Origin of the sequence: Isoptericola sp. NPDC058082 (assembly GCF_042885055.1) — a bacterium.
In the GTDB taxonomy this organism is placed as follows: domain Bacteria; phylum Actinomycetota; class Actinomycetes; order Actinomycetales; family Cellulomonadaceae; genus Isoptericola.
Genome location: NZ_JBHVSQ010000010.1, coordinates 1 through 22,012 on the forward strand (window position 1 = coordinate 1; position 22,012 = coordinate 22,012).

A 22,012-nucleotide genomic window follows, 5' to 3' on the forward strand; every position below is an offset into this window, starting at 1 on the left:
CCCTCGCGAGGGGGTGGGAGAGTAGGACGCCGCCGGACACCCATTCACGAAAGGCCCACCCCACACCGGGGTGGGCCTTTCGCATACCCCCGAACCCCCACCTGGCAGCCCGAGGATCTCCCGCCCTGACGGCCACGGGGTTCTGCCGGTCCGCCTCGCGGCGTGCCTACCGCGCCTCGACGGACCGGGCGATGCCCGCTCCCGCGCCGACGGTGTTCCCGTGTCGGCCCTGGCGTGGGCCGGCGGCCTGCCCCGATGGTCGGGCGCGGACGACGGCGGCGGCACCTTGAAGACCACCGACCCCACTACTCCGTGTCCGTCGCGTCCGCGCCTCACTGGCCGCCTGCACGGCGCGCGGCGGCATCCGGGACGCGGTCTGCTGGTCGGGTCCGTGGCGGGTGAGGGTGTGGCGTGGTGGCATGGATCGCGGGGAAGACCGCGCGGTGCGCGGGGATCGACGGGGCATGCGATCGTGCCTGAGCCGGTGCCCGAGGGGTGCCGTGTCCGTGCCTGCCGTCACATCCGGTGAGGGCCGTGCACTCGCTCTTCGAGCAGCGTGGCGTGGGAGAATACCGCTCGTGTCGGCGTCGGAAAGGAAGATCGTGAGCGATTCAGAGCGGGACGGAAACAGGGGCGGTGCGGGGGGTCGCGCATCGTCGTCCCGTGACGGCTCACGCGATCGAGCTCGTGACGGTGGTCGCGGCTCGTCTTCGTCGTCGGGGGCGTCGGGCCGCGGCGATCGCCCGCAGCGCGCGGGTGGTCCGGGCGCGCGCCAGGGCGGGGCACGGCCGGCGGGTGGTGGCTCCTCCCGCGACGGGCAGGGGGCGCCCGGCGGTCGTGGACGCGAGTACCGGGAGAACCGCGCGGGTGGTGCGGAGCGCCGGGGGCGTGCCGACGGCCCGTCGCGCGGCGACCGGGAGCGCACCGGCCGGCGGCCGGAGGACGGCCGTGGGTCGGGCGGCGACGCCCGGGGCTCGCGCGACCGCCGTGACGGCGGTGCGCGGGAGTGGCGCGACGACCGCCCCGGCCGGGGCCGCGACCTGAGCCGCGACGGCTACGGCCGACGGGAGGACCGCGGCGGGGCCGCGAACCGTACGGACAGGCGAGACTCTCGGGACCGGGACACCGCCCGCGAGGAGCGTCCTCGTTCGGCACGTCGGCCGGGCGGGCACGACGCTCGCGGTGCCGGTGAGGACCGGGCGCGCCAGGGGCGCCGGCCCGATGAGCGCGAGGCTCGCGACGCGCGTGGCTCGGGCGAGCGCACCGGACGCCGTCCGGACTCGGGGTACGGCCGCACCCGCGACACCCGCGACGACCGCCCTCGCGGCCCGCGTCGCGACCGCGACGACGACCGTCGCCCCGCGCGCGGGGACCGGGACGGCAGCGGACGTCCGGACTACCGCTCCGGCGGACGACCGGACGGTGGAGGGCGCGGCCGCTCGGACGGCCAGGGGCGCGCGGCGGGTCCGGGACGACCCGCACGGCCCGCGGCGGGTGCGGAGCGGCGCCCCCGCGTCGTGGAGCCGGAGATCGCCGACGACGCGTCGATGGGTCAGCTCAGCCGCGACGTCCGCGGCCGCCTGCGCGGGCTGACCAAGGAGAACGCCGAGCGCATCGGCCTGCACCTCGTGATGGCGGGGCGGCTCCTCGAGGTCGACCCCGAGCGCGCGTACGAGCACACACAGGCAGCGGTGCGTCGCGGCGGCCGGGTGGACGTCGTCCGGGAGGCTGCGGGCATCGCGGCGTACCGGACCGGGCGCTTCGCCGAGGCGCTGCGGGAGCTTCGCACGGTGCGACGTCTCAACGGCTCCTCCGAGCACCTGCCGCTGATGGCGGACGCGGAGCGTGGCCTCGGGCGCCCCGAGCGCGCGCTCGCCCTCGCCTCGAGCGAGGAGGCGCGCACGCTCGACGCCGAGGGGCGCACCGAGCTCGCCATCGTCGCGAGCGGAGCACGCAGCGACCTCGGGGAGCACGACGCCGCGCTCGCCGTGCTCGACCGGATCCCCGCTGCCGAGCGGCGCGGCGACCTCGGGCTCCGGGTGCTCCAGGCCCGCGCGGCGGCTCTGGAAGCGGCCGGCCGCGAGGAGGAGGCGGCACGGCTCTTGGCGGGGGTCGACCCGGCCGAGCTCGCGCGCGCCTCCGGCGTGCCGGAGCAGTCCGACGACGTCGTCGTCTACGACACGTACGACGAGGATGCCGTCGACGCGGACGACGCGGACGACGCGGATGACGCGGACGACGCGGCCGCGGACCCCGGCGACGCGGACGACGCGGCCGCGGACCCCGGCGACGCGGACGACGCGGTTGCCGTCGGCGTGGACGACGACGGCGAGAGGGCTGAGGCCGAGGACGCTGCGGGGTCCGACGTCGCCGGGTCCGACACCGACCGGACGGAGCAGGCGAAGGAGCCCGGGACGGACGCGGGCCAGGCATGACGGCGTCCCTGTCGGGCAGCACGGGCCCCCTCGCAGCGGCGCACGACCTGGCCCTGGTCGACCTCGACGGTGTCGCCTACAAGGGTCACCTGCCCATCCCGCACGCGGCCGAGAGCCTGACGGCGGCACGGGCCGCAGGGCTGCGGCTGGTCTTCGTGACGAACAACGCGTCGCGCGAGCCCGAGGAGGTGGCAGGCCAGCTCACCGGGCTGGACATCCCGACCGACGCGGACGAGGTCATGACGGCGGCCCAGGCGTGCGCGGCGCTGCTGCGCACGCGACTGGACCCCGGCGCCCGCGTGCTCGTCGTCGGCGGGGCGGGCCTGAGGACGGCGGTCGCCGGAGCGGGCCTGACGGTCGTCGACTCCGCCGACGACGCCCCCGACGCCGTCGCCCAGGGCTACGCGACGGGCCTGGCCTGGAGCGACCTCGCCGAGGCGGCCTATGCGGTCGCCGGCGGTGCCTGGCACGTGGCGAGCAACCTCGACCTGTCGCTCCCGACGGCGCGGGGCTTCGCTCCCGGCAACGGGGCGCTCGTCGGGGCGGTCGTGGCCGCCACCGGGGTCGAGCCGGACAGCGCGGGCAAGCCGTCACCCACGATGTACCGCCTGGCGGTCGACCGGGCGGGCGCGGAACGCCCGCTGGTGATCGGGGACCGCCTCGACACCGACCTCGCGGGTGCCCGCGCCGGCGGCATTCCCGGCCTGCACGTGCTGACGGGTGTGTCCACGGCGCGCGACGCCGTGCTCGCGGAGCCCGGCCTGCGCCCGGACTTCGTCGGCGCCGACCTGCGCGCCCTGCTCGAGCCGCACCCCCTCCCGGAGCGATCCACCGACGGCTGGTGGACGTGCGAGGGCCGCGCGGCACGGGTGGTGGACGGGGCGTTGGAGCTCGATCGTCGGGGCCCGCAGGGGATCGACGTCGTCCGCGCGGCCTGCGCTGCCGCGTGGGACGCCGCGGACCGAGGCGCCCCGGCGGCGGCGTCGACCGTTCCGGAGCTGCGCGCCTGACCGCGCGGTCGCGGGGCCCGGGGCACGCCCCGCCGTCGTGCCGCCGCCCGGTGGGCGCGGGCGGCGGAGGACATCTCGGGAACGGTCGCGACGGACCTGGTCGCGGGCTGTGCGTCGTGCGCTCGACGCCCGCGCCAGCAGGTAGCGTGGACCCGGACCTCGGACGGCGGCACATCCCGCGCGACCAGCCGCCCCTCGGACCGGCGGTCCGCGTGCACCCGCCCGGGTGCCGGCGACGAGACCACGACCGTGAGCGGCAGGGAGGGACCATGACGCAGGACCAGCCGACGACCGGAGCCGTGCCCGCCGACCCGACGGCCGACCGCGCCACCGCACCCGCTGCCGAAGCTCCCGCCGCGGCCCGGCCGACCCCTCGGCCTCCCCGCGCCCCCGGCGCCGATACCGGCCCGCGGACCGGTGTCGACGAGCTCGAGGGCCTGGACGACCTCCCCGTCGCCGAGCACGTGGAGCGGTTCGCCGCGGTGCACGACGCGCTGCGCGCACGGCTCGACGGCGCACCGGACGCCGGGCAGGACGACGGCCCGGCGGCAGGGCCACGGCGTTGACGGCGGTGGCACGCACGGACGTCCGGATGGACGCGGAGCTCGTCCGCCGCGGCCTGGCCCGGTCGCGCCGGCAGGCGGTCGAGCTGATCGACGCGGGCCGGGTACGGCTGGGCGACCGCGTGGTCACGAAACCCTCCGCGCCCGTGCCCGACGGCGCGTCCGTCACGGTGCTCCCGGACCCCGAGGACCAGGCGTACGCGTCGCGCGCCGGCGGCAAGCTGGCCGGGGCGCTCGACGCGCTCGCGGACGACCCCGCCGGGCAGGAGCTGCTGCGGGCGGTCGACGGCGGATGGTGCCTGGACGTCGGCGCGTCGACCGGCGGTTTCACGGACGTGCTGCTGCGCCGGGGCGCGCGGCACGTGGTGGCCCTCGACGTCGGGCACGACCAGCTCGTGCCGTCGCTGCGGGCCGACCCCCGGGTCACGGTCGTCGAGGGGTTCAACCTGCGCGACCTCACGCCGTCCGACCTGGAGCGCGCCCCCGACGTCGTGGTGGGCGACCTGTCCTTCATCTCCCTCACGCTCGTGCTGGGCCCGCTCGCCGCCGTGCTCTCCCCGGAGGGGCACGCCCTGCTGCTGGTCAAGCCGCAGTTCGAGGTCGGCCGCGAGCGGCTCGGCAGCGGTGGCGTCGTCCGCGACCCGGCCCTGCACGCCGAGGCGGTGCTCGCCGTCGTGCGGGCCGCGGCGGATCACGGCCTGCGCGCGTGCGCGGTGGTGCCGAGCCCGCTGCCGGGGCCCAGCGGCAACCGCGAGTACTTCTGCTGGTTCCGCCCCGACGGCGAGGCCGCGGCGGCGGCCGCCGACACGGCCGAGCACGCCGTGGTGGCCGCCGTCGCCTGGCAGCCGGGCGCCCCCGACGCGCCGTCGTCCGTCCCGCCCGTCCTGCCCATCGGAGGAGCACAGTGAGCCGCCGAGTCCTCATCGTCACCCACGGGGGCCGCCCGGAGGCCGTGGCGGCGCTGTCCGAGGCCGTGCGCGAGCTCACCGAGGCGGGCTTCGAGGTCGCCCTGCACGACGACGACCTCGCCGAGTCGTTCGGCGACCACATGGCCGCGGCGCGCGCCCGGGAGGGCGTCACGGACTCCGAGGCCGTCATGGTGCTCGGCGGCGACGGCACCATCCTGCGTGCCGCCGAGCTGACGCACGGCACCGGGGTCCCGCTCCTGGGGGTCAACCTGGGGCACGTCGGCTTCCTCGCCGAGAGCGAGCGCGACGACCTGCGCCACGCGGTGCGGCGGCTGGCCGCCCGCGACTACGAGGTCGAGGAGCGCGCCGTCGTCGACGTCGCCGTGCACCTGCCGGGGGAGGAGACCCCCCGGACCGGGTGGGCGCTCAACGAGGCGACCGTGGAGAAGGCGCGGCGCGAGCGCATGGTCGAGGTCGGCATCGCCGTCGACGGTCGCCCGCTCTCGTCGTTCGGCTGCGACGGCGTGGTGATGTCCACGGCGACCGGCTCGACGGCGCACGCGTTCTCGGCGGGCGGGCCGGTGATGTGGCCCGAGGTGGACGGCGTGCTGCTGGTCCCGCTGTCGGCGCACGCGCTGTTCGCGCGCCCCCTGGTGATCGGCCCCCGCTCGACGTACACGGTCAAGGTGCTCGAGCGCAGCCCGGTCCCGGCGGTGCTGACCTGCGACGGCCGGCGGCGCATCGACCTGCCGGTCGGGTCGTGGGTGGAGGTGCGGCGGGGCGCGCTGCCGCTGCGGTTCGCGCGGCTCTCGCCCGCGCCGTTCACCGACCGGCTGGTGTCCAAGTTCTCGCTGCCGGTCGTCGGATGGCGCGAGCTGGCGGCCCAGCGCCCGGACCATCGGGCGCCGGCGCCCGGGCCGGGCGACGACGAGAAGCTCGACGAGCACGACAAGGAGGCGTGAGGTGCTCGAGGAGATCGCGATCGAGAACCTGGGCGTGATCCGCGCCGCCCGGGTGCCCCTGGCCGACGGGCTGACCGTCATCACGGGCGAGACGGGCGCGGGCAAGACGATGGTGCTCACCGGGCTGGGCCTGCTCATGGGCGGCAAGGCCGACCCCGCCGCCGTCCGACCCGGCGCGGACGGCGCCGTCGTCGAGGGCCGGCTCCGCGTCGCCGCGCACCCGGGCGTCGCCGCGCGGGTCGACGAGGCGGGCGGCGAGGTCGACGACGACGGGACCGTCGTGGTGCTCCGCACGGTCGCGGCGGCAGGCCGCTCCCGCGCCCACCTCGGCGGGCGTGGCGTGCCGCAGGCCGTGCTCGCCGAGATCGCGGACGAGCTCGTGACCGTGCACGGCCAGGCCGACCAGCTGCGGCTGCGCACGGCGGCCAAGCAGCGCGAGGCGCTGGACACCTTCGCCGGCCCCGACCACCAGGACGACCTCGACACCTACCGGGCGGCGTGGTCCGAGCGTGCCGGGCTCCTGGCGGAGATCGACGACCTCACCGCGCGGGCCGCCGAGCGCGCCCGGGAGGCGGAGCTGCTGCGGCTCGGCCTGGCCGAGGTGGAGCGCGTGGACCCGCAGCCGGGGGAGGACGCCGAGCTGACCGCACTCGTGGGGCGGCTGGGCAACGCGGAGCAGCTGCGCGTCGCGGCCCAGGAGGCGCACGACGCCGTCGCCGGCGACGACGTGGAGACGGCCGGCAGCGCGGTGGAGGCGGTCGAGCGGGCGCGGCGGGCGCTGGAGGCCGCGGCCCCGGACGACCCGACGCTCGGTGGCCACGCGACCCGGATCGCCGAGGCGGGGTACCTCCTCGCCGACGTCGCGACCGAGCTGTCGTCGTACGTGAACGACCTGCAGGCGGACCCGGCGGGCCTCGAGACCGCGCACGCGCGGCTCGCCGCGCTCACGACGCTCACCCGGAGCTACGGCGAGACCATCGACGACGTGCTGCGGTGGGCGAGCGACGCCGGGCTGCGCCTGCTCGACCTCGACGACGGCGGCGAGCGGCTCGCCGGGATGCGCGAGCGCACGGCCGAGCTGGACGCCGAGCTCGCCGGCGCGGCGGAGCGGCTGACGACGGGCCGCCGCAAGGCCGCGGAGGCGCTCTCGGACGCGGTGACGCAGGAGCTGTCCGGGCTGGCCATGAAGGGTGCGCGGCTCGTCGTCGACGTCGCGCCCGCCGACGAGCCCGGGCCCTGGGGCGCCGACCAGGTCGCGTTCCTGCTCGAGCCGCACCCCGGTGCGCCCGCCCGCCCGCTGGGCAAGGGCGCGTCCGGCGGCGAGCTGTCCCGGGTGATGCTGGCCGTCGAGGTGGCGCTCGCCACCGCGCGCGTGGAGGCGGGCGCGGGATCGGGCCGGGCCACGACGCCCCTGCCGACGTTCGTCTTCGACGAGGTCGACGCCGGCGTCGGCGGTCGCGCGGCGGTCGAGGTGGGGCGGCGCCTGGCGGTGCTCGCGCGCAGCACGCAGGTCGTCGTCGTGACGCACCTCGCCCAGGTGGCCGCGTTCGCGGACTCGCACCTGGTGGTGACGAAGTCCACCCCCGAGGGCGGCGGGGCCGCGGCGGACGACGGCGCCGACCCGGGGGCCGGCATCACGGTGACGGGCGTGCGCGAGGTCACGGACGACGCCCGGGTCCGCGAGCTGGCGCGGATGCTTTCGGGGCAGGAGGAGTCCGCGACCGCCCGTCAGCACGCGGTCGAGCTCCTGGAGTCCTCCACCGTGGGACGATAGGGGCGATGAGAATGATCCTGCGCAAGTCCGAGCGTGCGCCCGACGCCGGCGACGAGAACACCGACGTGACAGGGCCGGCCCGGGTCGGATCGCGGACCAAGGACCTCACGAAGCGTCTGCACGCCGGTGACGTGGCCGTCATCGACCACGTGGACATCGACCGGGTCGCGGCGGACGCGCTGGTGGCGGTCAGCCCGGCGGCGGTGCTCAACGCCGCCCGCTCGACGTCGGGCCGGTACCCGAACGCGGGGCCGGGCATCCTCGTCGACGCCGGCATCACCCTGGTCGACGACCTGGGCCCCGCCGTGATGGCGCTGCCCGAGGGCGCCGCGGTGCGGATCGACGGCGGCACCGTGGTCGTCGACGGCACCACCGTGGCGGAGGGCGTGCGCCAGTCCCCGGAGACCGTCGCGGCCGACATGGTCGCGGCGCGCGAGGGGCTGTCGGAGGAGATCGAGAACTTCGCCGAGAACACGATGACGTACCTGCGTCGCGAGCGGGACCTCCTGCTCGACGGCGTCGGCGTGCCGGACGTGCGGACGAAGTTCGACGGCCGGCACGTGCTGATCGTCGTGCGCGGCTACCACTATCGCGAGGACCTGGCGATGCTGCGGTCCTACATCACGGAGAACCGGCCGGTGCTGGTCGGTGTCGACGGCGGTGCCGACGCGATCATCGACGCGGGCTGGAAGCCGGACATGATCGTCGGCGACATGGACTCGGTGTCCGACCGTGCGCTGTCGTCGGGGGCGGAGATCGTGGTGCACGCGTACCGCGACGGCAACTCGCCCGGGCTGGACCGCGTGCAGGCGCTCGGCGTCGAGCCCGTGGTGTTCCCCGCGACGGGGACCAGCGAGGACATCGCCATGCTCCTCGCCGACGACAAGGGGGCCGAGCTGATCGTCGCGGTCGGCACGCACGCGACGCTGGTCGAGTTCCTCGACAAGGGGCGGGCGGGCATGGCCAGCACCTTCCTCACCCGGTTGCGCGTGGGCGGCAAGCTCGTCGACGCCAAGGGTGTGTCCCGGCTGTACCGCACCCGGATCTCGAACCTGCAGCTCACGCTGCTGTCCCTGGCGGGCGTGGCCGCCGTCGTCGCGGCGCTGTGGTCCACCGCCGCGGGGCAGACGCTCTTCGGGCTGATCGGTGCCCGGATCGACGACCTCGTCTCCTGGGTGGGTAGCCTCTTCGGCGGGTGACGCTGCTGCGCGCCCCCCTGGCATCCCGCCCGACCTGACCCGACCGCCCCGACCTGACCGCCCCGACCTGACAAGGAACCTCTGCCGACCGTGATCGACTTCAGGTATCACCTCGTCTCGCTGATCTCCGTCTTCCTCGCCCTCGCGGTGGGCATCATCCTGGGTGCCGGCCCGCTCCAGGGCACGCTCGGGGACCAGCTCACCGAGCAGGTGGACGCGCTGCGCACCGAGCGCAACACGCTGCGCGAGGAGCTCGGGCAGGCGCAGACCACGGCGCAGGACCAGCGGCGCTTCATCGAGACCGCAGGCGACCAGCTGGTCGCCGGGTCGCTCGCGGGGATGAACGTCGCCGTCGTCGAGGTGGACGAGGTGAGCGACGCGAGCCGGAAGGCCGTGCTGGACCAGCTGGAGGCGGCGGACGGCACGGTCGTCGCGCAGGAGCGGCTGGCCGCGTCGTGGACGTCGGCCGACGAGCTGACCATGCGGGAGACGGTCGCGGACGGGCTGCGCGAGAAGCTGCCCGCCGAGGCGGTCGAGGGAGTGATCGACGAGGACTCCGGCCCGGCCGAGCTGCTCGCGGCGTCCCTCACCGTGGCGCTCACCGACGCCGCTCCGGCGGGCGCGGGCCCGTCCTCGTTCAGCGAGGCCGCCCTCGAGCAGCAGCACCTCCTGGAGCAGGTGGGCCTCGTGGAGCAGGTGGCCGAGCCGAGCGCGCCGGCGGACGCGATCCTGCTGCTGTCGGGCGGCGCCACGGTGGCCGACGAGGAGGAGCAGACGCAGGACGCCGACCCGGAGCAGACGGGGATGGGCGCGCTCGCCGCGCTCGCGGGGACGTCCGCGGAGATCGCGGGGACCTCGGTGGTCGCCGGGCCGACGACGCAGGACGGGGACCTGATCGCCACGATCCGCGCCGACGACCGGCTCAGGGATCTGGTGAGCACGGTCAGCGGGGTGGAGCAGACGACGGGGCAGATCGTCGTGCCGCTCGCGATCGCGGCCCAGGACGCCGGCGCCGTCGACCAGTACGGCTTCGAGGAGGGCGCGTCCGTCCTCCCGCCGGTGGTCGAGCAGGGTGAGACGCAGGGGAACGGCTGATGGCGGGCGGTACCGGCATCGGCGCGCTGCTGCGCGGCGCGGCCGTCGCGGCGGCGGGCACGGCGCTCGCCCGGCGCGCGCTCGAGACCGACCCGCCCGGCGGCGCCGCGCGCTGGACCCGCACCAACCACCGCGGGGAACCGGTGAGCATGCTCGAGGGCCCGGCCGTCGCGGCCGGGCTCGTCGCGGGGACCCTCGCGGCGGGCGGCGGACGGGCGCGGACCGGGGCCGCGCTCGCGACCGCCGGTGCGGCCGCGTTCGGGCTCGTCGACGACCTCGCCGAGGACACCAGCACCCGCGTCAAGGGCCTCCGCGGCCACCTGGGCGCGCTCGCCGAGGGGCGCCTCACGACGGGCGGGCTCAAGGTGCTCGGCATCGGCGCGACGGCGCTCGCCGGCGCGGCGGTCGGCACCCGTCGTCGCCCCGGCGGGAGCGCGGCAGGTCACCTGCTGGACGTCGCGGTGAACGGCGCCCTGGTGGCCGGGACGGCCAACCTGCTCAACCTCCTCGACCTGCGTCCCGGCCGGGCGCTCAAGGCGTCCGCGGCCCTGAGCCTGCCCGTGGCGGGCGGCGCGGCCGGCGCGGGGACCGGCGTCGTCCTCGGGGCGGCCGCCGTCGCGGCGCCGGGTGACCTCGCCGAGCGCGACATGCTCGGCGACGGCGGCGCGAACGCGCTCGGCGCGCTGGTCGGTGCGCAGTGGGCGTTCGGCGCCCCGCGCGGGGTGCGCCTCGCCGCGCTGGCGTCGGTCGTCGGGCTCACCCTCGCGTCCGAGCGCGTGAGCTTCTCCGCCGTCATCCAGCGCACGCCGTGGCTGCGTGCCGCGGACGGGTGGGGTCGCCGCCCGGCGGCGACGCCGGACCGGCCGCAGGACCCGGCGCGGGAACCCGCCGCGGGGGAGTGAACCCATGACGTCGCGCCCGGGCGGGCTGCGGGCGGCGACCCAGACGCTCGCCGGCGCCGCCGTCATGATCACCGTCGTGACGGTGGCGAGCCGGCTGGTCGGGTTCGCCCGGTCGTTGGTGCTGTCGTGGGCGGTGGGCACCGAAGGCGTCGGCCCGGCGTACAGCGCGGCCAACCTGCTGCCGAACGTGCTGTTCGAGGTGGCCGCGGGCGGCGCCCTCGCGGGCGCCGTCGTGCCGCTGCTCGCCGGGCCGATCGCGCGGCGCTCCGCACGGGAGACCTCCGGGGTGGCCTCGGCGCTGCTCGGGTGGACCCTCGCGGTCCTCGTGCCGCTCGGCGCCCTGCTCGCGATCCTGGCCGGGCCGATCGCGACGCTGCTCATGGCGGCCAAGCACCCCGAGCTCGTCGACGTCACCGCCACGTTCGTGCGGACGTTCGCGCTCCAGGTGCCCCTGTACGGGCTCGCGGTGGTGCTCGGCGGCATCCTGCAGGCCCACAAGCGGTTCTTCTGGCAGGCGTTCGCCCCGCTGCTGTCCAGCGTCGCCGTCATCGTCGTGTACCTCGTGTTCGTCTCGATGGCGGGCGGGAACCGGGACGACATCGAGGCGATCTCCACCTCCGCGATCGGCTGGCTGGGCTGGGGCACGACGGCGGGCGTCGCCGTGCTCGCGCTGCCCCTCGTGCTGCCGGTGCGGCGGACGGGGACGCGGCTGCGCCCCACGCTGCGGTTTCCGGGCGGCGAGGGTACCCGCGCCCGCAACCTCGCGCTGGCGGGCGTCGGCGCCCTCGTGGCGCAGCAGCTGTCCGTGCTCGCCGTGATGGGCGCGGCCCTGCAGTTCGGGCCGTCGCAGACCTTCCCCACGTACACGTTCGCCCAGCAGGTGTACCTGCTGCCCTACGCCGTGCTGGCGTTCCCGCTCGCGACGAGCGCGTTCCCGCGCCTCGCCGAGCACGTGGCGCACGGTCGCCACGACCGGTTCCGGGGGCTGCTCGCCACGACCACCCGCACGCTGCTCGTGGTGTCCGGGCTGGGCGCGGGCGCGCTGGTCGCCGCGTCGCAGGCCGTGGAGGCGGTGTTCGCGCGCATCGCGAGCGGGTCGGTCGCGGGGCTCGGCGACGCCGTCGCGTGGATGGCGCCGGGGATCGTCGGGTTCGCGCTGATCCTGCACCTGTCGCGGGCGCTGTACGCGATCGACCACCAACGGGTGGCGGTGGTCGTCACGGCGGCCGGGTGGCTGGTCGTGGCCGTGGCGGCGTTCGCGCTGCCCGCCGCGACGGGCGTCCGGGACCAGGCGGGGGTGCTCGCCCAGCTCGGGCTGGCCACGGCGGTGGGCATGACCGTCGCCGGGGCGGGCCTGCTCGCGGCCGTGGGCCGGTACGCCGGGCGCGAGGCGCTGCGGGGCGTCCCGCGGACCCTCGTCGTGCTCGTCGTCGCGACCGGGCTCGGGGCGTGGGCGGGGTCGCTGGTGTCGGGCGCGCTGCTCCCGGCGGACGCCGCGATCCTCCCGGCGCTGGGCGTCGGGGTGCTCGCCGCCGTGGTCGGGGGCGTCGTCGTCGTGGGCGGCTTCCTGCTGGCCGACCGGTCCGCCGTGACGGGGATCGTGCGGCGTCGCGGCCCCGCGCCGTCGGACGAGCCGGCCGAACCGGCCGACCGACCCGCGGAGTGACCAGACACACCGCGGGGCCCGCGTGCCGCCGTCCGACCCGCTGTTAGGATGGAGTTCCGTGGCCGACACCGCGAACAGACTCCAGCCCCGCTCCTCCAGCCGTACGGGTGCCACGCACCAGACGCGGCACATCTTCGTGACGGGCGGTGTGGCCTCGTCTCTCGGCAAGGGACTCACCGCCTCCTCGCTCGGGCGCCTGCTGCGCTCGCGGGGCCTGCGGGTCACGATGCAGAAGCTCGACCCGTACCTCAACGTGGACCCGGGCACGATGAACCCGTTCCAGCACGGCGAGGTCTTCGTCACCGAGGACGGTGCCGAGACCGACCTCGACATCGGTCACTACGAGCGGTTCCTCGACGTGGAGCTGCCGGCCTCCTCGAACGTCACCACCGGTCAGGTCTACTCCCGCGTGATCGCCAAGGAGCGCCGCGGCGAGTACCTCGGCGACACCGTCCAGGTGATCCCGCACATCACGGACGAGATCAAGTCGCGCATGCGTGACCAGGCGGGCCCCGACGTCGACGTGATCATCACCGAGATCGGCGGCACCGTCGGCGACATCGAGTCCCAGCCGTTCCTCGAGGCCGCGCGCCAGGTGCGGCACGAGCTCGGCCGTGACGACTGCTTCTTCCTGCACGTCTCGCTCGTGCCGTACATCGGCCCGTCGGGCGAGCTGAAGACCAAGCCGACCCAGCACTCGGTGGCCGCCCTGCGCTCCATCGGCATCCAGCCCGACGCGATCGTGCTGCGGGCCGACCGCGTGGTCCCGGAGTCGATCAAGCGCAAGATCGCGCTCATGTGCGACGTCGACAACGAGGCCGTCGTCAACGCGGTCGACGCGCCGAGCATCTACGACATCCCGCGCGTGCTGCACGCCGAGGGCCTGGACGCCTACGTCGTGCGCCGCCTCGACCTGCCCTTCCACGACGTCGACTGGGACGGCTGGAGCCAGCTCCTGGAGCGCGTGCACGAGCCGGAGCACAACGTCGAGATCGCGCTCGTCGGCAAGTACATCGACCTTCCCGACGCGTACCTGTCGGTGACCGAGGCGCTGCGCGCCGGCGGCTTCGACAACGACGCGAAGGTGGGCGTCCGGTGGGTGGCCGCCGACGACTGCCAGACCCCCGAGGGCGCGCAGGAGGCGCTGGAGGGCGTCGACGCGGTGCTGGTGCCCGGCGGGTTCGGCGTGCGCGGCATCGACGGCAAGGTCGGTGCCCTGCGCTGGGCGCGCGAGAACCTCGTGCCGACGCTGGGCATCTGCCTGGGCCTGCAGTCGATGGTCATCGAGTACGCGCGCAACGTGCTCGGTCTCGAGGACGCCTCGTCGACCGAGTTCGACCCGAACAGCACGCACCCCGTCATCGCGACGATGGCCGAGCAGCTGGCGATCGTGGGCGGCGACGGCGACCTGGGCGGCACCATGCGCCTCGGGGCGTACGACGCCCACCTCGGAGCGGGTTCGGTCGTCGCCAAGGCGTACGGCAGCGAGCGGGTGTCGGAGCGCCACCGCCACCGGTACGAGGTCAACAACGCGTACCGCGCCCAGCTCGAGGAGGCCGGCCTGGTGTTCTCGGGCACGTCCCCCGACGCGCAGCTCGTGGAGTTCGTGGAGCTGCCCGCGGACGTGCACCCGTACTACGTGAGCACCCAGGCGCACCCGGAGTTCAAGTCGCGCCCGACCCGCTCGCACCCGCTCTTCTCCGGGCTGGTCGCGGCGGCGCTCGAGCGCCAGGGCGCGTGACGGCGCCCGACGGCGCACCGGGGGCCGGCCCGTCTGTCGTGGACGAGCCTTTCCCGCGGCCGGTGCTGCGGCACGAGGTGCTGCAGCACGGCCGCATCGTCGACCTGGTGCGCGACGACGTCGACCTCGGCGCCGCGGGCACGGTGACCCGGGAGTACGTGGTGCACCCGGGCGCGGTCGCGGTCGTCGCGCTCGACGACGCCGACCGGGTCCTGCTGCTGCGGCAGTACCGTCACCCGGTGCGGGCGCGGATGTGGGAGGTCCCGGCCGGGCTCCTCGACGTCGACGGCGAGCCCCCGGCGGAGGCGGCCGCCCGCGAGCTCGCGGAGGAGACCGACACCACCGCGGCGCGGTGGCACGTGCTCGCCGACTTCGCGTCGTCGCCCGGCAGCAGCGACGAGGCGGTGCGCGTCTTCCTCGCCCGCGGCCTCGGCCGGGTGCCCGACGCCGACCGGCACACGCGCACGGGCGAGGAGTCCGAGATCGAGCTCCGGTGGGTGCCGCTGGACGAGGCGGTCGCCCGGGTGCTCGACGGCAGCCTGCACAACCCGTCGGCCGTGGTGGGCGTCCTCGCCGCGGCGACGAGCCGTGCGGGCGGGTGGGCGTCGCTGCGGCCGGCGGACGCCCCCTGGCCCTCGCGGCGGGGCGCGTGAGCGGCCGGTAGGCTCCACAGGCGTGCGTGACGCCCTCGACCCCGCTGCCGCTCCCGACGACGCGCCGGCGGGCGCGCCCGGGGTGCGGGTCCTCGGCCCGGTCCGGGTCGCGGGTCCGGACGGAGCCGAGCGCGCTCCCCGCGGGGCCCGTGCCGCGGCGCTGGTCGCGCTCCTGGCCCTCGCCGGGCACCGGGGCGTCTCCTCCGGCGCCCTCGTCGACCGGCTGTGGCAGGAGTCGCTTCCCGGCGACCCGCGGGCCGCGCTCCAGAACCTCGTCTCGCGGCTGCGTGCGGTCGCCGGCCGCGGTGTCGTGCGCGCGACCGAGACCGGCTACGCCCTGGGCGTCACCTCCGACCTGGACCGGGTGCGCGACGGGCTGACCCGGGCGCGCCGCGAGGTCGTCTCGGGGGACCCGGCGGTCGCCCAGGCGACCGCGGAGGACGCCCTGCGCCTGTGGGCCGGCACGCCCGGCGGCGACCTCGAGGGCGGCGAGTTCGCCGACGTCGCGCGCGAGCTGGCGACCGTCGCGCAGCGCTGGCGCGACGAGCTCCGTCTGGTGCGTCGTGACGCGGCCGAGGCCGCGGGCCAGCACGCCGTCGTCGCCGAGGCCGCCGGGGCGGACGTCGCCGCGGACCCCACGGACGAGGACGCCGCCCGCGCGCTCATGGGGGCCCTGGGCGGGCTCGGCCGGCCGGCGGAGGCGCTGCGCGTCTTCACCCGCCTGCGGTCGGTCCTGGTGCGCGAGCTGGGCAGCGAGCCCGGCCCCGCCACCGTCGCGCTCTACGAACGCCTCGCCGCCGACGTCGCCGGGGACGGCACGCCGGCGGTGCCGTCCCCGGCCCCGCCCTCGGCCGTGCCGACCGGCGCGGGGGGAGCGGCCGCGGCGCCCGCCCGTGCGCCCGCCGGGACGGCCCGCGGCCTCCGGCGCTACCCGACGCCCCTGCTGGGACGCGAGGCCGATGTCGCCGCCGTCCGCGACGCCCTCGGGACGGCGCGGCTCGTCACGGTCCTGGGGCCGGGCGGGCTGGGCAAGACGCGGCTCGCGCAGGAGCTGGCGCGCCGCGCGGTCGACGACACGGGCCTCGTGGTCGTCGTCGAGCTGGTCGGCGTGCGCTCCGACGACGACGTCGTCCTGGCGCTCGCCGACGCGCTGGGCGTGGCGCCCGGCTCGAGTACCCTGCGCCTGGCCGACCGGCTCCAGGCCGGCGACCTGGCGAGCCAGGTCGCCGCGCGGCTGCGCGACGCCGACGCGCTCGTCGTCCTGGACAACTGCGAGCACGTCGTGGAGGGGGCCGCCCGGTGGGCCGGCACGCTGCTGGACGTCTCGCCGCGGCTGCGGGTGCTGGCCACCAGCCGGACGCCGCTGCTGCTGGAGGAGGAGTCGACGTACGCGCCCGCGCCGCTCGGTGCCGACCCGGACGGCGAGGACGGCGGCCCCGCGGTGCGGCTGTTCGTCGAGCGGGCCCGCGCGGTGCGCCCTGACGCGCTGCTGGACCGCGCGGCGGTCGCGCGCCTGTGCGACCGCCTGGACGGCCTTCCGCTGGCCATCGAGCTGGCGGCCGCGCGCGTGCGGACCCTCAGCGTCGCCGAGGTCGAGGCGCGGCTCGACGAGCGGTTCGCCCTGCTCCGGGTGCGCGACCGCTCGGTGCCCGACCGGCACCGCACGCTCGAAGCCGTGCTCGACTGGAGCTGGAACCTGCTCACGGCCGGGCAGCAGGCGCTGTGGCGGCGTGCCGCGACGCTCCCCGACGGCTTCTCCGCGGAGGCGGCGCGCGCCCTGCTGCCCGGCGTGCCCGGGTGGCAGGTGGACGACGACGTCACGGCGCTGGAGCTGCAGTCCCTGGTGCGCGTCGAGGAGGCCGACGGCGCCACCCGGTACCGGATGGTCGAGACCGTGCGGGAGTTCGGGCTGCTGCGGCTCGCCGCGGCGGGGGAGGAGGCGGCCGCCGACGCGGCCGTGCTCGCGTGGTCGCTGACGGTGTCCCGGCGGTGCGCCTCCCGGATGCTGAGCCCGCGCCAGCGCGACGCCGTCGCGGAGCTCGGCCGGGAGCAGGAGAACCTGTTGTTCGCGGTGCGGCGCGCGATGGAGCTGGGCCGGCCCGACGCCGTGGTGCACGGCTTCGTCGGCCTGCTCGGCACCTGGGCCGTGCGCGGCGCGGAGGAGCGCGTCATCGGTCTGGTGCCCGGGGTGCTGCACTCCCTCGAGGGGTGGGCGGTGCCCGAGGAGCATGCGGACGCCACGGCGATCGCGCTCGAGGCGATCGCGGCGGCGTCGGTCTTCGGCGTCCCCGGCGAGGCGGCGCGCCCGCTGGCGCGCCTGCGGCGGTTGCTGCGTACGAGCGGGTCGGTGGGGTCGCGCACGCGAGGGCTCGCGGACCTCGTCCTGGCCAGGACCCCCGAGGACGTGCAGGTCGTGCTCACCCGGCTCCAGGGGTCGGACGACGGGTACACCGCCCTGCTGGGGCACATGTTCGAGGCGCAGCAGCGGGAGAACGACGGCGAGATCGCGCGGGCCGTCGAGCTCGCGCGGGCGGCGCACGACGTCGCGCGCGGGATCGACGACGCCGCGGCGTCGGCCATGACGGCGATGGTCCTCGCGTCGTTCCTCGCGGAACGGGGCGAGTCGGCCGAGGCGGTCCGCTGGGTCGCCGCCGCGAAGCAGGGCGTGATCGCGATCGGGGCGGAGGAGATGCAGTGGCAGGTCCGCTGGATCGAGCTCGGCGCCGCGCTCACCCTCGGTGATCTCGGCTCGGCCGAGGCCGTCGTCGCGTCGATGGTCCCCACCGTCGAGGGCGCGCACGGCGGGCGGGAGGCCCAGGCCCGCGGCGTCGTCGAGCTCGGTCGCGGCGAGCTGGCGTGGGCACGCGGCGACCGCACGGCGGCGCTCGCGCACCTCGCGCGGTCGCTGGAGACGTTCGGCGCGGGACAGCCGGAGGGGGACGCCGCGCCGTGGTTCCTCCTGCTGGCGTCGGCCACTCTGGTCCGGCGGGTGCAGGCGGGGGCCGACGAGGCCGGCCTCGCGCGCCGGATCGTCGACGTGGGTCGGAAGGTGCGCGGCGGCGGGCGCGGCTTCGTCGACCGGCCCGTGCTGGCGACGTCGTCGGTCGGCGTCGCGTACTGGGCTTGCCTCGTCCCCGCGGGGTCGGGCGACCTGGACCCCGGGCGGGTGACGGAGGGCGTCGAGCTGCTGACGATCGCCGGCCTGCTGGGGGCGCGTCAGGACCTGCCCGCCCTGCGGCTCGACGCGCTGCGTGCGGAGGTGGTCGACGCCCTCGCCGCGCACGGCGCGGACGTCGTGCGCGCGGGGGAGCGGCGGGCCGAGGCCCTCGACCGCGGCGACCTGGTGGCGCGCGCGGACGAGCTCCTGGTCCGCCTCGTGGGGGAGGCGGACCAGGAGCTCGGGCACCACGGGCCGGATCAGGCCTTCTTCATGTAGCTCCGCACGGCGAGCGGGGCGAACACCGCCACGACGACGGCGCAGCTCAGCAGCGCGATGCCGACCTGGCCGGTCACGCTGCCGGTGCTGGCGAGGTCGCGCACCGCCGTCACCAGGTGCGACACGGGGTTGACGTTGACGAAGCCCTGCAGCCAGCCGGGCATCGTGTCCACCGGGACGAACGCGTTGGACAGGAACGTCAGCGGGAAGAGCACCAGGAACGAGATGCCCTGGACGGACGACGCGGAGCGGCCGATGACGCCGAAGAACGCGAAGATCCAGCTCAGGGACCACGCGCAGACGATGACCAGCAGGCCGGCGAGCAGCACGCCGCCGACGCCACCGCCCGGTCGCCAGCCCATCACGAGGCCCATGACGATGGTCAGCGTCGTGGCGATGAGGTAGCGGACGAGGTCCGCGACCAGGGCACCGGCGAGCGGGGCGATGCGGGCGATGGGCAAGGACTTGAACCGGTCGAACACGCCCTTGTCCATGTCCTCGCGCAGCTGGGTGCCGGTGACGGCGGAGGCCGTGATGACGGTCTGCACGAGGATGCCGGGGATGATGACCGGCAGGTAGGCCGCGATGCTGCCGGAGATCGCCCCGCCGAAGATGTACGTGAACATCAGGGTGAAGATGATCGGCTGCACCGTGACGTCGATGAGCTGCTCGGGCGTGCGGCGGATCTTGATGAGGCCGCGGCGCGCCATGGCGAGGGAGTCGGACACGGCCTGACCGACGGTGACGCGGTTGCGCAGGGTGCGGTCGGCTCCGGGGACGATGCGTCCGCCGTGGACCTGGGCCGGCGCGGTGGTGAGGGTGGTCATGCGGAGATCTCCTCGAGCTCGGGGGAGCCGGCGGCGGCGCTCGCGGACCGGTCCGTCGCGGACTGGTCGGTGGCGTCGTGGCCGGTCAGGGTCAGGAACACCTCGTCGAGGGTCGGCTTGTCCATCGACAGGCCGTCGAGGTCGATGCCGGCGCCGCGCAGGCGGACCAGCAGGTCGGTCACGCGGGCCGGGTCGGCGACGGGCACGGTGAGGCGTCGGGCCTCGGGGGAGACCGTCGCCGCGACGCCGAGCACCTCCTGCACCGCCGCCTGGGCGGCGGGGGCGTCGTCGGGGCGCACGAGAGCGAGCTGGAGGGACTGCTGCCCGACCGACGACTTGAGCTCGTCGGCGGTGCCCTCGGCGACCACGCGGCCGCGGTCGATCACGGCGATGCGGTCGGCGAGCTGGTCCGCCTCGTCGAGGTACTGCGTGGTGAGCAGCACGGTCGAGCCCGTCGCGACGAGGCGGCGGATGGTGTCCCACATCTGGGCGCGGGTGCGCGGGTCGAGGCCCGTGGTGGGCTCGTCCAGGAAGAGCAGCGGGGGCTGCGCGATGAGGCTGGCGGCCAGGTCGAGGCGGCGCCGCATGCCGCCGGAGAAGTTCTTCAGCGGGCGCGCGGCGGCGTCGGTGAGGCTGAACTCCTCGAGCAGGTCGCGGGTGCGGCGCGTCGCGGCGGAGCCCTTGAGCCCGTTGAGCCGGCAGAACAGCAGGAGGTTCTCGGTGGCGCTGAGCGTCTCGTCGACGGACGCGTACTGCCCCGTGACGCCGATGAGCTGTCGCACGACGAATGGCTCGCGCGACACGTCGTGGCCGAAGACGGACGCCCGGCCGGCGTCGGGCCGCAGGAGCGTCGCGAGCATGCGGATCGTGGTGGTCTTCCCGGCGCCGTTCGGGCCGAGGACCCCGTAGACCGTGCCGGTGGCGACCTCGAGGTCGACCCCGTCCACGGCGCGGTTGTCGCCGAAGGTCTTGACGAGGCCCTCGGCCTCGATCGCGGTGGTGGTCATGGCACCACCGTGCGGGGTGCCGCTCCCAGCGTGCTGTCACGGCGCTGTCACGCGCTCGCACGCCTGCCGTCGGCGACCTACGGCACCTGCCAGGGCAGCGCGGCCACCCGGCGCCGGATCTCCTCCACGGGCCTCGTCGCGTCCGGGAGGTCCACCCCGTCGACCGAGGCGACGGCGACGATGCCGATCGAGTTGACGAGGAACGCCCCCGCGAAGCGGCCCAGGTCGTCGACGTGCACGGCGGCGGTCCGGGACGGCGTCGTCTCCTCGACCAGGGCGAGTCCGGTGCCGCGCAGGTGCGGGGCGTCGGGCCAGGTCACCTCGCCCGCCGGCCCGAGGAGGCCGACGTTGGCGATCGTCGACTCCGCGACGGCGCCGTCCGGGGCGACGAGCAGCGCGTCGTCGTAGCCCTCGCGCCCCACCTGCCGCGCCCACTGGGCCTGCGCGAAGCCGCCCAGGTGCTTGAGGTGCGCGAACGGGCGCAGGTACGGCACGGAGCGCAGGCGCTGGGGAAGGGCCGGGGGAAGGCGAGGCTCGCCCACCTGCACGGCGACGTGCTCCGGGTCGCGCAGCACGACGCGGACCGAGGCGTCGTCCTGACCGGCGAGGGCGTGCCGGAGGAGCCCGCGGACGCGGTCGCCGTCGAGCCCCTGCCCGAAGATCTCGCGGTGCGCGGCGTCGAGCCGCGCGAGGTGGTGGCTCAGTCCCTGCACGCCGCCGCCGCGCACCTGCATGGCGGTGAAGTGGCCGTCGGTGGACACGACCTGCTCGGCCGTCGCGGGGCGGCCGTCGACCTCGATGTGCACGGCGCCACGGTAGCGCGGCGGCCCGGGGACGCCGGGCGTCAGGACCGGGTGCGCAGCCGCAGGACGGCGTTCGCGGTGGCCCAGGCGAGGCAGCCGGCACCCACGAGGTGGAAGCCGACGAGCAGCTCGGGCAGGCCGGTGAAGTACTGCACGTAGCCGATGAGACCCTGCGCCAGGGTGACGGCGAGCAGCAGCCACGCGCCCTTGCGGGCCGCGGCGACGCGCGGGCCGGCGGCCGCGCGGTGCAGCAGCACCAGCAGCACGACGAGCGAGACGAGGAACAGCCACACGGACTCGGAGTGCGCCCGGGTCATGGTCAGCGGGTCGAGCGCCAGCCGGTACCCGACCGTGTCGTCCCCCGAGTGCGGACCGGAGCCCGTGACGAGCACGCCCAGCGTGACGACCGGGATGAGCAGCAGGCCGAGCAGGGAGCCGACCGTCGCGACGCCGCGGCCCGCGACGCGCTGCGGGGGGCCGTCGCCCTCGCCGTGCCGGTGCAGCAGGTACGCGCTGAACCACACGAGCGCCACGGAGACGCCGAAGTGCAGGGAGACCCAGCCCGGGTGCAGGTGCAGCAGCACCACGATGCCCCCGATGACCGCCTGGGTGAGCACGCCCGCCAGGGGCACGATGCCGAGGGCGCGGTAGGACTCCGACCGGCGGCGGTCCGTCCAGACCAGGAGCAGCACCATGACGCCGATGACGCTCAGCACGCCGGTCATGGTCCGGTTGCCGAACTCGACGAACGAGTGGATCGAGGACGCCTCGTGGAACACGGGGGTGAAGTGCCCCGGCTCGCACATGGGCCAGGTGGAGCAGCCGAGCCCGGAGTCGGTGAGCCGCACCGCGCCGCCCGTGCCGATGACGAGGATCTGCCCGATGACGTTCGCCAGCAGCACGCCGCGGGTCCAGGGGCGGAACCGGGCGAGGCGGTCGGGGCGGTCGGTCCGGTCGGGCGTGGCGCCCGCGCCCGCCTCGGGGGCGGGCGCGGCGGGGCTCGGCGAGGTCACGGGTCCACGCTATCCCTC

Annotated in this window: 17 protein-coding genes; 13 read left to right on the plus strand and 4 right to left on the minus strand. The window is 76.3% G+C overall.

Annotated features, from left to right (window positions below; genetic code table 11):
• Positions 1 to 1,547: 1,547 nt before the first annotated feature.
• The 13 genes from ACFVS0_RS14140 (at position 1,548) to ACFVS0_RS14200 (ending at position 18,344) form a co-directional block, all read left to right on the plus strand.
• The gene (locus ACFVS0_RS14140) at positions 1,548 to 2,435 is read left to right on the plus strand and encodes a hypothetical protein (RefSeq protein ID WP_430588307.1); all 888 of its coding nucleotides are present in this window, start codon (positions 1,548 to 1,550) and stop codon (positions 2,433 to 2,435) included.
• Complete coding sequence (locus tag ACFVS0_RS14145) at positions 2,432 to 3,445, plus strand: HAD-IIA family hydrolase (RefSeq protein WP_430588308.1); 1,014 nt, start codon at positions 2,432 to 2,434, stop codon at positions 3,443 to 3,445. Before ACFVS0_RS14140 ends, ACFVS0_RS14145 begins: the two co-directional genes overlap by 4 nt.
• A gap of 269 nt (positions 3,446 to 3,714) precedes the next feature.
• Positions 3,715 to 4,011 (plus strand): hypothetical protein, encoded by a 297-nt coding sequence (locus ACFVS0_RS14150; protein ID WP_430588309.1) that lies wholly within the window; start codon positions 3,715 to 3,717, stop codon positions 4,009 to 4,011.
• A gap of 26 nt (positions 4,012 to 4,037) precedes the next feature.
• Complete coding sequence (locus ACFVS0_RS14155) at positions 4,038 to 4,916, plus strand: TlyA family RNA methyltransferase (RefSeq protein ID WP_430588310.1); 879 nt, start codon at positions 4,038 to 4,040, stop codon at positions 4,914 to 4,916.
• Complete coding sequence (locus ACFVS0_RS14160; protein ID WP_430551716.1) at positions 4,913 to 5,878, plus strand: NAD kinase; 966 nt, start codon at positions 4,913 to 4,915, stop codon at positions 5,876 to 5,878. The genes ACFVS0_RS14155 and ACFVS0_RS14160 overlap by 4 nt, the downstream gene beginning before the upstream one ends.
• A 1-nt stretch (position 5,879) precedes the next feature.
• On the plus strand, positions 5,880 to 7,652 hold the full coding sequence (gene recN, locus ACFVS0_RS14165; protein WP_430565142.1) for a DNA repair protein RecN: 1,773 nt from the start codon (positions 5,880 to 5,882) through the stop codon (positions 7,650 to 7,652).
• 5 nt (positions 7,653 to 7,657) lie between these two features.
• Positions 7,658 to 8,851, plus strand: coding sequence for a putative cytokinetic ring protein SteA (steA, locus tag ACFVS0_RS14170; RefSeq protein ID WP_430551718.1), 1,194 nt, complete (start codon positions 7,658 to 7,660; stop codon positions 8,849 to 8,851).
• A 90-nt stretch (positions 8,852 to 8,941) separates the two neighbouring features.
• Positions 8,942 to 9,946: a copper transporter gene (locus ACFVS0_RS14175; RefSeq protein WP_430551719.1), complete on the plus strand. Its 1,005-nt coding sequence runs from the start codon at positions 8,942 to 8,944 to the stop codon at positions 9,944 to 9,946.
• A complete protein-coding gene (locus ACFVS0_RS14180; protein ID WP_430562978.1) occupies positions 9,946 to 10,848 on the plus strand; it encodes a hypothetical protein in 903 nt (300 codons plus the stop codon). The genes ACFVS0_RS14175 and ACFVS0_RS14180 overlap by 1 nt, the downstream gene beginning before the upstream one ends.
• A gap of 4 nt (positions 10,849 to 10,852) precedes the next feature.
• Positions 10,853 to 12,514: a murein biosynthesis integral membrane protein MurJ gene (murJ, locus tag ACFVS0_RS14185; RefSeq protein ID WP_430588311.1), complete on the plus strand. Its 1,662-nt coding sequence runs from the start codon at positions 10,853 to 10,855 to the stop codon at positions 12,512 to 12,514.
• A gap of 58 nt (positions 12,515 to 12,572) precedes the next feature.
• Positions 12,573 to 14,255 carry a CTP synthase gene (locus ACFVS0_RS14190; RefSeq protein ID WP_430551722.1) on the plus strand — a complete coding sequence of 561 codons (1,683 nt, stop codon included), beginning with the start codon at positions 12,573 to 12,575 and terminating at the stop codon, positions 14,253 to 14,255.
• A gap of 38 nt (positions 14,256 to 14,293) precedes the next feature.
• Positions 14,294 to 14,908, plus strand: a complete 615-nt coding sequence (locus ACFVS0_RS14195) for an NUDIX domain-containing protein (protein WP_430588312.1) — start codon at positions 14,294 to 14,296, stop codon at positions 14,906 to 14,908.
• Between the two features lie 22 nt (positions 14,909 to 14,930).
• Complete coding sequence (locus ACFVS0_RS14200; protein WP_430588313.1) at positions 14,931 to 18,344, plus strand: BTAD domain-containing putative transcriptional regulator; 3,414 nt, start codon at positions 14,931 to 14,933, stop codon at positions 18,342 to 18,344.
• Here the strand turns inward: ACFVS0_RS14200 and ACFVS0_RS14205 are convergent.
• The 4 genes from ACFVS0_RS14205 to ACFVS0_RS14220 form a co-directional block, all read right to left on the minus strand.
• On the minus strand, positions 18,326 to 19,171 hold the full coding sequence (locus tag ACFVS0_RS14205; RefSeq protein WP_430562982.1) for an ABC transporter permease: 846 nt from the start codon (positions 19,169 to 19,171) through the stop codon (positions 18,326 to 18,328). The genes ACFVS0_RS14200 and ACFVS0_RS14205 overlap by 19 nt on opposite strands.
• On the minus strand, positions 19,168 to 20,178 hold the full coding sequence (locus ACFVS0_RS14210) for an ATP-binding cassette domain-containing protein (RefSeq protein ID WP_430588314.1): 1,011 nt from the start codon (positions 20,176 to 20,178) through the stop codon (positions 19,168 to 19,170). The genes ACFVS0_RS14205 and ACFVS0_RS14210 overlap by 4 nt, the downstream gene beginning before the upstream one ends.
• 77 nt (positions 20,179 to 20,255) lie before the next feature.
• Positions 20,256 to 20,984, minus strand: coding sequence for an aminotransferase class IV (locus tag ACFVS0_RS14215; protein ID WP_430588315.1), 729 nt, complete (start codon positions 20,982 to 20,984; stop codon positions 20,256 to 20,258).
• 38 nt (positions 20,985 to 21,022) lie between these two features.
• Positions 21,023 to 21,994 carry a heme A synthase gene (locus ACFVS0_RS14220; RefSeq protein WP_430588316.1) on the minus strand — a complete coding sequence of 324 codons (972 nt, stop codon included), beginning with the start codon at positions 21,992 to 21,994 and terminating at the stop codon, positions 21,023 to 21,025.
• Positions 21,995 to 22,012 lie beyond the last annotated feature (18 nt).